This is a genomic window from Priestia megaterium (assembly GCF_009497655.1).
In the GTDB taxonomy this organism is placed as follows: Bacteria; Bacillota; Bacilli; order Bacillales; family Bacillaceae_H; genus Priestia; species Priestia zanthoxyli.
In genome coordinates, this window is the sequence record NZ_CP023317.1 from 3,633,282 (window position 1) to 3,645,141 (window position 11,860).

Consider the following 11,860-nt stretch of genomic DNA (forward strand, 5'->3'; position numbering starts at 1 on the left):
TTAATTCACCAGATATCCTTGACCTTTTTTGGTCACGATTTGATCATTCAGCCCGATTTCTTCCAGCTTGGTACGAATGCGTGTGATGTTGACTGAAAGCGTATTGTCACTTACAAATTTCTCATCTTCCCATAATCTTCGCATAAGCTCTTCTCGCGATACAATCTTGCCTCGCTCTTCCAAAAGAAGCCGTAAAATAAAAAATTCATTTTTCGTTAAATGAACTTCTCGATCGTTATAATGCAAACTTCCTTTTTTTAAGTCTAGCACCGCGCCGTTCCACTCGATAACGTCTGAAATCGTGTCTCCATACGAATACGTTCTGCGCAGAAGTGCCTGCACTTTAGCAATAAGAACATCCAAGTTAAACGGCTTTTGGATATAGTCATCCGCCCCAACATTCATTGCCATAACAATGTCCATTGGATGTTCACGAGACGACAGAAATACGATAGGAGTTTTTGAAACTGTACGTATTTGCTGACACCAGTAAAACCCGTCATATACAGGTAAATTCACGTCTAAAATGACCAATTCTGGGCTTTCTGCAATAAATACTTCCATTACCTTTTGAAAATCTTCTACTCCAGCCACTTCAAATGACCACTGTTCGAATTTTTCTTTCACTAATTCATATATTTTGCTATCGTCTTCTACAATTAAAATTTTCATACCTTCACCTCTGTATTCTCCTATGTATTATGTATACCCGACTGTTGAGGGTTTTCTTAAAAGTTCATCTAACCCATTAGCATGACGGCAATTTTCTTAAAAATAAACTTTTTATGTCTGTAAAATGAAGAATGAACGAGTATTATCGTAGTGTAAACTTGTGCATGATACAAGTATCTCTGTTTAAATACTACAAAATAATGACAATATCGTTAATAAGTAATCTTTAAACTCCATTAAATGCTCATTTTTTGTTACTATAGTATATAAGATGAAAACTTAAACTAATTTGACATGTGGATATGTAAAAAGGAGCTAGTTATCAATGAGTGTACCCAACAAATTACGCGACAACGCAATGGTGATGTTAAAAGAGACAAGCCGAACATTTTTTATTCCAATTAGCCACTTGCCGGCAGAATTGCAAGATGCAGTAGGATCTGCTTACTTATGTATGAGGGCAATTGATGAAATTGAAGATCACCCTGAGCTAGAAGCCGGTGTAAAAAGCCGCTTGCTTTACGCCATTAGTGACCTGTTAAAAAAGTCTTTTAACGAAGACGACTACATGGCATTAGTAGGTCCTTATCAAGCTGATTTACCTGACGTAACGCTTCAGCTCGGCAACTGGATTGCGCTTTGTCCGACTGGAGTTGCAGATCAAGTATTAGATGCAACTTCTATTATGGCCAAAGGAATGGCCGATTGGGTAGAAAAAGACTGGCATATTCAAAATGAAGCGGATTTAGATGACTATACGTTCTATGTAGCTGGTCTAGTAGGCGTGATGCTTAACGACATTTGGAAATGGTATGACGGCACGGATACAGACAAAGAATTAGCCATTGCATTTGGACGCGGCTTGCAGTCTGTAAATATTCTGCGCAATACCTCGGAAGATTCAGAGCGTGGAGTCAGCTTCTTCCCTAACAACTGGAGCAGAGAAGATATGTTTGCCTATGCTCGCCGCAATCTGTCACTAGGAAAGAAATATTTAGAAGATGTCAAATCGCTTCCGATTCTTCATTTCTGTAAAATTCCGTTAGCGCTTGCCGATGGAACGTTAAACGCCTTAATGAAAGGAAAAGAAAAAATGACGCGTGACGATGTAAATAAAACGGTAAGTGAAGTTGTGGATATGTAAAAGCAAAAGCACGGAGCCCATTGGTTCCGTGCTTTTTATATTTCTACCTGCAGACTTTCATATAAAGCAGTGATTTCCCCTTGAATAATGGGGTAGCGTTTCAGGGTCGGAACACTTGAAAGCTTTGGCGCTCGCTTTTGCTCTGCTGCTGCGGCTAGCTGAGCAAACGTTTCTTGAAGCTCTCGCTTTTCCGTTTCTGACAGCTCATATCCTTCATACGACGCAAGAAGCATATAACCTAACTGCTGCGTAGCGACAACTGCCGGCCACAGTCCTTCAAGCTTGACGGCCGTTTTAGAATATTCTCCAATCACATTATCATAAAGCGCCCGAAGATTAACTAGTTCCCCTTGAAGCTTATTTCTTTCTTGTTTAATTCTTTCTTCATCTTGTTCAGTGCTTAGCATTTCTAAAAATTGTCCTTCTTTTCGAATGACATCTCCAAGTAAATACGGCAGACGAAGCGAAGAAGCTCGTTTAAAAACTAATACCGTACCGACCACTCCAATAACAGAACCAATAACAATATCAATCACCCGAGCGGACGTAAAATAGCTAATCGCTTTGTCCGGATGACCGCTTTCAGCAATTAAAAGAGCATTCGGTGTGATAAAAAGCGTACCGAGCGCGTAGTTTTTAACAATCACAATTTCAATCGTTGACTGAAGCACAAAGACAATGAGCGCAATGACAATTCCCGTTGGTTCAAGCATGAGAATCCCGGTTCCAATTAAAATACCTAAAATGGTTCCGACAGAGCGTTGAATACCTCGCTGAACCGTTGCACGAACGGTTGCCCCAAGCATCACTCCTGCACACGTGAGAGGAATCCAGTAAGACCTTGGAATGTCTGTCGTGTAGGCAACAGCTGCGGCGATAATCATAATAATTCCGTAGCGCAAAGCGTTTTTAAGTACATACGAACGTTTGTGAAAAGCAGCTTTTAACCGTGCTTTTACGCTGCCTTGTGAAAATTGAATATACTCCGTTTCTTTTAATTCCTTCATTTGAAGAACGTCGTTTACATCTAGTAATAATGTGCGCAGCTCTTCTTTGATGGACAGCTCTTCAATTTCTTCTCGCACGTCTCGAATTTTTTTATGTTTTTTTAACGTGGCCATTTCGGATGCGAACGTTTCAATTACCGCTTGTGCTTTTTTCGAAACAGCCGGATTAAAATCATTCGCAGCGGCCATCACAAAAATAAACAGCCCTTCAGCTTTTTGGTTTAATAAAAACAGCCGGTGAGAAAACGATGATTTTTTTCGATTAATTTTCGCTTGCTTCATCGCTGTTTCCGCTGCCCGAAGCTCTACAACCGTTTTGTGCTGCTCAGCGTGAAACGATTCCGTGCCAAGTGATCCAACAAATGAAGCTAGCTGCCTATAAGCTTTCGCCACAGCGGCCGTTTCAGGCCCTCGCGGATTAATAAGCCAGCCACTCATGCTAATACACCAAGATAGTGCTCCTCCTAAAAAAACGAGGCCTGCATGCAAAAAAACTGCCTGTAAATTCGGAGCTGGAATGCTTGTACTCACTGCAAATGAAAGGACAAAAAACATCGCGGAAGGTCCCGGAATTTTTAAAGCTCCGAAGATATAAACCGATACGGCTCCAATCACACCAAATAAAATAGTTTTCATCCACTCCACGTCAGCAAATAAAGAGCCGAGTGTAAAGCACAGCGTAACGCCAAGCAAAGCTAAAAATAACTTAACGGCACGCTGCGCGTAAGGTTCATCTTTTGTATACAAATATGTAAAGCCGCCAATACTTGCAATGAGTCCGTACTGCAAATGACCAAACAAAATGCCTATTAAAATCGGCAAACTTGAAGACAAGCCCGAGCTGATTCCTCTTACCCACGGAGAAGAAGCGTGGTTAAAGCGAAAAGCAGCTTTGATTCCCGGCGCTTTTGGAGAAGCTTCAATTTTATGATGAATTTCCGTATGGTTATATGTTGGTGACTTTTTGTCATCATTCACCTTGCCCTCCTCCTTTCTCTTCATATATCTTTCCTGTTCTTAAAACGAGATAAACCTAAAAAACCGCTGTTCCTATCCGTATTGTGTTTAGGAACAGCGCTTTTTATCCTTTTAAGCAGCGTACAGAAAAAACAAAAAGCAGATGAAACGAATGTCTCATCTGCTTTTTACTAACAGCTCTACTGCTTCTTTTACTAAGTTTTCCGTGTTCTCGCCTTTTTCAATGCTTTCTCTTACGCATTGTTCAAGGTTTGTGCTGACAATAACACCCATCGTGCGATCAATTGCGCTTCTGGCTGCTGAGAGCTGTGTCACAATGTCACGGCAGTCTTTTCCTTGTTCCATCATATTTAAGACGCCTTTTAACTGACCTTCAATACGTTTCAACCGATTTTTAACTTGCTTATCATATTCCATCATACTACTACCTCCGCTCATGCATGATTGCGTTTGTTGCTTTTAAGCTTACACAAGAAGTAAATGTACACACAACTTTATACCTATTAGGGTATGATGTCAAGTAAAGGAAGTTGACTCTTTTTTTTCACCTAGGACCCATAGACATACAATTAGACACTTCACACTCCATTTAAACTGAATCGTAAGTAAGGTACACACCGTAAAGTATAACTCCTAGAATATTCTGAGGCCTTTTGAATCTTACAGATAAGACAAAATGATCATTTTTACATAATTGTTAATACTTGTTTACACCGTATTTATTGTCCTGTAATCTAAACTTAGCAATCTGAGAGTATAGTTAAGCTGTAAAAACGACTACACTGGAGGTTTGAGATGAGTACATACGGGAAAAAATTAATGGCAAGTCTATTCATTATCATTGCATGCGTTTTAGGGTTTATAGGACATGCGGCGTTTTTAGCTCCTGAAAAAACGGAAGCCGAAGTAAACTATGATGCAACGCTTTATTTTCCACTGGACCGATATCCTGAAACGGGTGATCATATTCGCGACGCGATTGCCGCTGGTCACTCTTCCGTTTGCACAATTGATCGCGACGGTGCTGAAGCGAATCGGGAAGAATCGCTGAAAGGATACCCAACAAAAACAGGATATGACCGCGACGAATGGCCAATGGCTATGTGCGAAGAAGGCGGAGCGGGAGCTGATATTCGCTATATTTCACCTTCTGATAACCGCGGAGCGGGCTCATGGGTTGGAAATCAATTAGAACAATACCCAGATGGTACACGCGTACAATTTATCGTGCAATAATAGCTGAACAAGCTTTACTTTGAAGAGGTGAAAAGATGAAAACAAAATGGAAAGAACAAGAGCTAACGATGTCATATCATCAGTTTACGCTGTTTCAAAAAGGACAGCCAAAGCCCCATCACGACTGGAGTGATGAAGATATTCAAAAAGGATATGTCGCAGACGATAAAGCTATTTCATTTGAAGCCGTGTCGAACACAAAAGCCATTGTCGAAGTGTGGGTAAACGAAACTCCAGACGCATCAAAGGCTGAAAAGACCACTCGCCTTCCTTTTCACGTCGAAAGCGATGGGATTGAAATCAAAAGCGTCCTATCTGAAACTTTAAGCTATGATATTCCAAAAGGATATTATTACGTTACGTGCCTGACCATTCCTCTTCAAGAAAAAACAAACTCAGGCCTTTATTTAGTGAAGTATTTGCTGCATTTTGAAAGTCAATAAAAAAAGACGACCTACTGTAGACAGTTCAGGTAATATACAACACTAATAACTCATAAAAAGCTCAGAGCGATATATAGCTCTGAGCTTTTTGGTGCAAGATACTAAAATATCCATCCGTTAAAGACCATGCCTAAATTAATAATAAAATGAAAAACTACGGCTGGGTATATGCTTTTCGTCTTTAAAACGACAAATGCATAGAAAAGTCCACCAAAAGAAAAAAGTAAACTTGTTACCACAGGAATTCCTATTGATATGTGCAAGAGACCAAATCCAATACTCGTAATAAAAACAGCGTAAAAAGTCGATAGATTACTTTTTAATTGAGATAACATGATCCCTCTCCAAAGCACCTCTTCTAAAATAGCGTTTATGATTGAGAATACTATACCGTATATGACGAATGATTTTGTATAGCTTATATCTTCAGCGAATAGTAAAGGTACAAAAATTGTAGCCGAACCAATTAGACCAAACAGTAAAAAATACGTTAGTTTAATTGAATGATGTGCCATCACTATACGTTTCTGCCAGTCTGGTAATGATGCAAAAAGAAATACCTTTTGCTTGGACAATAAAATTGAAAGCAATAGTCCACCTATGATAAACAAAAGTAAAACTCTGTTTACAATGATTTTCATCTCTTTAGATAGATCCCATTCAATGAAATAATTGCTTCCTACTTGAAACATACATGTCCCTACTAAAAAGAATAGAAACAGAGAAACCGTTGAACGATATTTAAAGGTTAAAGCATAGATAAAAAGCAAGCCTATGATAGGCAACAGTCCCGCAGCAAATAACTTATAAGAAAAAAGAATAATACCCGAGAAAAATAAACTTATTATAAAGATGAGTAATACATTTATTCGTAAATATTGGATATAAAACTCCTCCTTTCACTGTCCTTCTGATTCGCTTTATGGTAGTTGGACTTTAACCAAAGAAATTTTATTCAAGCAATGTAAATAAACTGAATCCATCCATAAAAATAAAAAATCGAGGGTAAAACCTTTGCGATTTCACTCTCGATTTTTCGTACTACTATTTCAGACACTCAAGACACTGACCGTTCTCTGTTTATTTACCGTGGTATTCATAAGTTTCTTTATTTGATATAAACGGGCTAATTTCACCAAGTGAGAACAGGTGGAGCTCATGCATCGCTCTTGTGCATGCTGTATAAAATAAATTTCTCTCATATTCATCCTGATAACATTCACTCGAGGCATTGTAAATGATGACTGCATCAAACTCAATTCCTTTTGCTAAGTAGGCTGGCAGGACAAGCATGCCTTTTTCAAATGAACTTGTTTCTTTTGTCAGTAGCCTTGCAGACATCGAATCAGGCAGTGCTTGGAATGCTTCTCGGCTTTCTTCAGCAGTTTTGGCAATAACAGCAATTGTTTTATAGTTTTGCTGCTTCAATTCATTAATTTTGTGTATAATTGCCTCATGCAGATCTTTGACGTTACCTGCAGCCGTCACGGTCGGCTTCGCTCCGTCTCGATTAAACGGATCGATTAAATGGCCGTTTGCCACCATATCCCTTGAAAACTCGACAATTTGACGCGTTGATCGATAGCTTCTTGTAAGAGTCAGCGTTTCTGCTTCTTTCTCTTCGTACAGTTCGCTTGAAAGAATGGTCGGTGCGTTCAAGGCGTGCGCATAAATCGCTTGATTCAAGTCTCCAAGCAGCGTCATTCTAGCATGCGGAAACAGCTCTTTTAAAAACGCTAGCTGAAACGGTGAATAATCTTGTGCTTCATCAATAAACAAATAGCGAATGACAGGATTGGCTTTTCGCCCTTCAATTTGATCTTTTATATACAAGTAAGGCGTTACATCTTCATAAGACAGCTTCATGTTCATAACTCTTTCCACCGTGTTTTTAGCTGTTTCGTCCCACCCTTCTACGTGGGAAAAAAGGTGATGTCTTTCAAACAGCTGCATATAGATACGGCGAATATCGATAAATTTAAGCTGTTTGATGGCCTGCTTAATAAATTTCATTTTCTTAGCTACAACGGCTTTAGCTAAATACGCTTGTTCACGGTCAAAGTCATCAAATGAACTTTCCGTATAGCCTTCCTTTTTCTGCAGATGCTGATAGGCCTCGACATAATCTTCTTTTTCTAAAAGCTGAATTTCTTCTTGAACCCAATCTTTTTTACGTTCAAGTTTTTCAAGCTGGTTGATGAGCTTAAGCGCCCACTCGGCTACGAGCTGCATTCTGTTAGGAATGGAAATTCCCGTATCAAGCGAATAGAAATAAGATAACAAACGCCGAGCAGATAACACGATTTCGCCGCGAAACTTAATATTTTTAAAAATGATGTCTTTAGTAGACAGCTCTTCGATATACGCATCTACCTGCTTTTTAAATTCACGGCTTGCTTTGTAGCGGATTTCCTGCATTTTTTGTTTTTTTACCGCAGCATCTTTTTCCGTTAATAAATATTCAATTTGAACGAACAAATCCTCCACGTCAAACTCGTTTCCTAACCGTCCGTCGGCATATTGCTGAAACGTTGTTTGTTTCATATTGTCTTCTCCAAGCTCCGGAAGAACAGTTGAGACGTAGCTGTTAAAAAGCGGATTTGGCGAAAACAGCATCATGTTTTCTGCAGTCAGCTGCTTTCGGTGATGATAGAGAAGATAAGCCACCCGCTGAAGAGCTGCAGACGTTTTACCGCTCCCTGCTACTCCTTGGACGATCAGCACTTTATTTTTTTCATTTCGAATAATTTGGTTTTGTTCTTTTTGAATGGTCGCTACAATACTTTTCATTTGACTGCTTGCGTTGTGTCCGAGCACTTCTTGAAGCAGCTCGTCTCGAATGGTAATTCCTGTATCAAACATGCTTTTAATTACGCTATTTTCGATAATAAACTGACGCTTTAGCTTCATCTCGCCTTTTATCGCTTCACCTGGCGTTTCGTACTGCGCTTTTCCCGGTGAATAATCATAATAAAGACTCGAAATAGGCGCACGCCAATCATAAATTAAAAACTCTTCATCTTTTTGATCCATTAAAGAGCCCACGCCCACATAAATAGCTTCCGCTTCTTTTTCACCATTCTCTATAAAATCAAAACGTCCAAAATAAGGGGATTGCGTTAGCTTTTTTAATGTTTTTAATTGATCATACGCTTGTCTATGGGTAATTTCACGTTCAGCTAAAAGTTCTGCCTGCTGCTTAATGCTCGTAAATGTCTCAATCACGTCATCCGGCTCATCCATATTAACCGTGACATCGTCCCAAAACGTGCTTCGCAAATCGACAATTTCGCCTTTTACGCTTCCTACGCTTTTGCCTATTTTTTCAGCTTTTTGGCTGATTTCTTCGACTACCCAATCAACTCGCTGCTGTTCTTCTGTTAAATTTTTATCTTTCACTTATCCACACCCCTTACACACGTTACCCGATAACAAAACTTGTTACCGGGTAAAAGCGATCATTGTTTATTTTTTCAGAGTCTACATACTTCCCTACTAAGTTCGTAAATCCCTGCTATGTAACCATATTATGTCTTAATTTCCACCGTTAGTATACTGAAAAATAATGAGCTCCACAACAAAAAGGGCTGAGAAAGTCTCAAGCCCCTTATCTTTATAAGTTGTTCCTCTACTTATTAGCTATTACTGTTTCCAAAAAGTTAGCATATGAATGATGGCTGTCACCACTTCTACTCCTTGAAACGCCAGTAAACCTGCTGCTGCCGCTGTAAACAATCCGACTACCGCTTCTTTAAAAATGAATGGCATTGATACCAGCTCCTTTGCTTATTTAAAATAAGTAGATTTGTTATCATTCTACTCCTTTTTTCAGAATTTTCAATACCATTTTGCCAATGAAATAAAATAAAAACGCTTTCACTTTATAGGAAATAAAGTGAAAGCGCTTTTTAAGCTTCCTTTTCTAATGCATTGAGCGCAAGTGAATATTCTAATCCTTTCCCTTTTTGCACAATATGCTGCACTTTACCCATGTTGCATGCTTCTTGCGCACTAACGGTCATACCGTTTGTTAACTTCAGCTGCACAGGTTCTTCTGCAATTCGTACGTCGCATGCTAAAGCTAACTCATACCCTCCGCCAAACGTAAAGTTTGTAAGAAGCGCAATCGTTTGTTTGGAGCTGCATGAAATGCGCTGAAAAATCGCTCGAGCTGTTACTGCATGAATCGGCTGATAAAGCCTTCCTGTTTCTTCACGCAGGAAAGAAGTTGTTCTATGATCGCCGTTCATTTTATAGTACTCTCCCATAAATACAATAGATCCAACCGACGCATCGTGCTGCAGCTCATTCATCGTTTCTTGCAGCTCATACATAACTTCACTGTTCAAACGATTAAGCATCGACTGATTCATTCGTACAACCGCCACGTGATTTCTTTTTTCTACTTTGATAAATCTTTTCATCGTTCCTCCGCCCTTTCCCCTGTCGTCCTTTATAAATAAAGCGCTTTCAAAATATTTCGCTTTTTAATAGAAAAGTTATTTTCATAGTTTCATCATACAACAAACTCATAATTATTTCCATTACTTTTTTAATTTTCCGTCAATAATTCCATGAATCATTTCCATGTTTTTATCAAATAAGACGTGCTATAGTATAGACAGCACAAATTCAGCTGGACTCACGGATAAAAGGAGTAATCACTATGAAATACGACTTAACAAAATGGGAGCCTCACGGCTATTCTTGCCCTGTGGAAGCAGCCGTTGATGTAGTCGGAGGCAAATGGAAAAGCGTCATTTTATATCAATTATCGAAGGAACGCCGGCGCTTTAATGAACTGCGCAGACTCATTCCAGGCGTGACGCAGCGAATGCTCACGCTGCAGCTTCGCGAACTTGAGCGCGACGGAATTATCCACCGCGAAGTCTACAAACAAGTTCCGCCTAAAGTAGAATATTATTTAACGCCTTTTGGAGAAACTCTCATTCCTATTATCGAGCTGATGTTTAAATGGGGATATGATCATACGGATAAAATTGCTGAAGCGAGAATTCAGGCAGAGAAAGAGTAAAAAGCACGCAAAGCGTGCTTTTTTTATACATGTTTACGAATCAATAATTCTTCTAACCCGTACACAAACGTGCTTTCAATCGGCTTTAACTCAAATGCCGGGCTCCAGTCCATATGCGGATAGCGGTCAATCAGTTCAGCCAGCATAACTTTTGCTTCTATTCGAGCAAGCGGTGCTCCTAAGCAAAAATGAATCCCTCTTCCAAATGCCATATGGATATTTGGCTTTCGATCGATTTGAAATACATCCGGGTCTTCAAAATACTGCGCATCTCGGTGCGCGGATCCCATCCATGGAACGACGTGTTCGCCCGCTTTTAATTTCTTCCCTGCAAGAACCACATCTTTTTTTACGATTCGGTGAAGAGCCTGAACGGGTGAACGATAGCGAAGAACTTCTTCAATCGCAGAAGGTAAAAGTTCTTTTTCTCGTTTGAGTCGTTCAAAAGAAGCTTTATCTTCCATTAAACAATAAATCGTATTTGAAATTAAGTTCGTGGTTGTTTCGTTGCCTGCAATCAGCAGCAAAATGGAAAACCCGACGATTTCTTCATCCGTTAGCTGCTTCCCTTCTTCTTTTGCCTGAAGAAGCACGGAGATAATATCATCCCCTGGATGCGTGCGTTTTTCTTCAATGATTTTATAAAAATAAGTTTCGAGCTCATCATTTGCTTTCATTTTATCTTGCTGCAATTTTTCGAGCGTTTCGCGTTCATTATTCGACGGACCCGCTACGATAATATCCGACCAATCTTTAAACTGACGCTGATCTTCTATCGGCACGCCTAAAATATCGGCAATTACCATAACCGGAAGCGGATAGGAAAGATGCTCGACTATATCAATATCTTCAAGATGCTCAACTTCTTGTAATAATTCGTGTGTAATACGCGCAATTTTAGGCTCCCATGCTTTCATTGCTTTAGGCGTAAAAGCTTTATTAACAAGCGCTCTCATTTCAGCATGCTTAGGCGGATCAATATTAATTAGGCTCGTTCCTAGAGCAGTTTGTCTTTGGTTTTGTGGAGGTCTTCGATCAGAAGAAAAAATATTCTTTTGTTCTAGCACTTCTTTGACTCCAGCATAGTGAAAAACATCCCATACCTGCCTTTCTTCGTCCCATTGCACAGGCGCGCTGTTTCTCATCTCTTCATACCATGAAAAAGGATTAAAGCGCTCTTCTTTTGATTGAATCGTATTCACTTGACGGACAATTCCGTTTTCTCTTTCGGTTTTCATGTTAAAACCTCCCCGTATCGTTCAAATAGACTGACTATGTAGTCATCTATGACCAAATAGTACCATATATACGAATTTCCTTAAAAATGATAGCTGTATATTTTAGT

General features: G+C 39.5%; 12 protein-coding genes. 4 read left to right on the forward strand and 8 right to left on the reverse strand.

Annotated elements, in window-relative coordinates; all coding sequences use genetic code 11:
- The gene (locus CEQ83_RS18665; RefSeq protein WP_028414985.1) at positions 1-672 is read right to left on the reverse strand and encodes a response regulator transcription factor; all 672 of its coding nucleotides are present in this window, start codon (positions 670-672) and stop codon (positions 1-3) included.
- A gap of 325 nt (positions 673-997) precedes the next feature.
- Between CEQ83_RS18665 and CEQ83_RS18670 the strand changes: the two genes are divergently transcribed.
- Positions 998-1,816, forward strand: a complete 819-nt coding sequence (locus CEQ83_RS18670; RefSeq protein ID WP_028414986.1) for a squalene/phytoene synthase family protein — start codon at positions 998-1,000, stop codon at positions 1,814-1,816.
- Between the two features lie 35 nt (positions 1,817-1,851).
- On the opposite strand, the gene CEQ83_RS18675 is transcribed toward CEQ83_RS18670, so the two are convergent.
- Both CEQ83_RS18675 and CEQ83_RS18680 read right to left on the reverse strand, forming a co-directional pair.
- Positions 1,852-3,801, reverse strand: coding sequence for an FUSC family protein (locus CEQ83_RS18675; RefSeq protein WP_028414987.1), 1,950 nt, complete (start codon positions 3,799-3,801; stop codon positions 1,852-1,854).
- Positions 3,802-3,957: 156 nt separating this feature from the next.
- Entirely contained in the window at positions 3,958-4,218 is a 261-nt protein-coding gene (locus CEQ83_RS18680; protein ID WP_013058561.1) for a metal-sensitive transcriptional regulator, read from the reverse strand.
- 378 nt (positions 4,219-4,596) lie between these two features.
- Here CEQ83_RS18680 and CEQ83_RS18685 point away from each other — a divergent pair, with 378 nt between their 5' ends.
- Positions 4,597-5,037 (forward strand): NucA/NucB deoxyribonuclease domain-containing protein, encoded by a 441-nt coding sequence (locus tag CEQ83_RS18685; RefSeq protein WP_033579940.1) that lies wholly within the window; start codon positions 4,597-4,599, stop codon positions 5,035-5,037.
- Between the two features lie 35 nt (positions 5,038-5,072).
- Positions 5,073-5,480, forward strand: coding sequence for a competence protein ComJ (gene comJ / locus CEQ83_RS18690; RefSeq protein WP_098113593.1), 408 nt, complete (start codon positions 5,073-5,075; stop codon positions 5,478-5,480).
- A 101-nt stretch (positions 5,481-5,581) separates the two neighbouring features.
- Here the strand turns inward: comJ and CEQ83_RS18695 are convergent, their stop codons facing one another.
- The 4 genes from CEQ83_RS18695 to CEQ83_RS18705 all read right to left on the reverse strand — a co-directional run bounded on the left by CEQ83_RS18695 (position 5,582) and on the right by CEQ83_RS18705 (position 9,904).
- A complete protein-coding gene (locus CEQ83_RS18695; protein ID WP_155017471.1) occupies positions 5,582-6,172 on the reverse strand; it encodes a CPBP family intramembrane glutamic endopeptidase in 591 nt (196 codons plus the stop codon).
- Positions 6,173-6,560: 388 nt separating this feature from the next.
- The gene (gene helD, locus CEQ83_RS18700) at positions 6,561-8,879 is read right to left on the reverse strand and encodes an RNA polymerase recycling motor HelD (protein ID WP_108674279.1); all 2,319 of its coding nucleotides are present in this window, start codon (positions 8,877-8,879) and stop codon (positions 6,561-6,563) included.
- A gap of 243 nt (positions 8,880-9,122) precedes the next feature.
- Positions 9,123-9,248: a hypothetical protein gene (locus tag CEQ83_RS27675; RefSeq protein WP_014458690.1), complete on the reverse strand. Its 126-nt coding sequence runs from the start codon at positions 9,246-9,248 to the stop codon at positions 9,123-9,125.
- Positions 9,249-9,388: 140 nt separating this feature from the next.
- A complete protein-coding gene (locus tag CEQ83_RS18705) occupies positions 9,389-9,904 on the reverse strand; it encodes an enoyl-CoA hydratase/isomerase family protein (RefSeq protein ID WP_108674280.1) in 516 nt (171 codons plus the stop codon).
- 242 nt (positions 9,905-10,146) lie between these two features.
- Here CEQ83_RS18705 and CEQ83_RS18710 point away from each other — a divergent pair, with 242 nt between their 5' ends.
- Positions 10,147-10,515 (forward strand): winged helix-turn-helix transcriptional regulator, encoded by a 369-nt coding sequence (locus CEQ83_RS18710; RefSeq protein WP_013084552.1) that lies wholly within the window; start codon positions 10,147-10,149, stop codon positions 10,513-10,515.
- A gap of 23 nt (positions 10,516-10,538) precedes the next feature.
- Here the strand turns inward: CEQ83_RS18710 and CEQ83_RS18715 are convergent, their stop codons facing one another.
- Complete coding sequence (locus CEQ83_RS18715; protein ID WP_028414993.1) at positions 10,539-11,753, reverse strand: cytochrome P450; 1,215 nt, start codon at positions 11,751-11,753, stop codon at positions 10,539-10,541.
- Positions 11,754-11,860: the final 107 nt, after the last annotated feature.

Bases quoted from the DNA above. Each gene is read 5' to 3' on its own strand.
- comJ (WP_098113593.1), top strand. From the start codon at position 5,073: ATGAAAACAAAATGGAAAGAACAAGAGCTAACGATGTCATATCATCAG.
- CEQ83_RS18715 (WP_028414993.1), bottom strand. From the start codon at position 11,753: ATGAAAACCGAAAGAGAAAACGGAATTGTCCGTCAAGTGAATACGATT.
- CEQ83_RS27675 (WP_014458690.1), bottom strand. From the start codon at position 9,248: ATGCCATTCATTTTTAAAGAAGCGGTAGTCGGATTGTTTACAGCGGCA.
- CEQ83_RS18705 (WP_108674280.1), bottom strand. From the start codon at position 9,904: ATGAAAAGATTTATCAAAGTAGAAAAAAGAAATCACGTGGCGGTTGTA.
- CEQ83_RS18670 (WP_028414986.1), top strand. From the start codon at position 998: ATGAGTGTACCCAACAAATTACGCGACAACGCAATGGTGATGTTAAAA.
- CEQ83_RS18685 (WP_033579940.1), top strand. From the start codon at position 4,597: ATGAGTACATACGGGAAAAAATTAATGGCAAGTCTATTCATTATCATT.
- CEQ83_RS18695 (WP_155017471.1), bottom strand. From the start codon at position 6,172: ATGTTTCAAGTAGGAAGCAATTATTTCATTGAATGGGATCTATCTAAA.
- CEQ83_RS18665 (WP_028414985.1), bottom strand. From the start codon at position 672: ATGAAAATTTTAATTGTAGAAGACGATAGCAAAATATATGAATTAGTG.
- CEQ83_RS18710 (WP_013084552.1), top strand. From the start codon at position 10,147: ATGAAATACGACTTAACAAAATGGGAGCCTCACGGCTATTCTTGCCCT.
- CEQ83_RS18680 (WP_013058561.1), bottom strand. From the start codon at position 4,218: ATGGAATATGATAAGCAAGTTAAAAATCGGTTGAAACGTATTGAAGGT.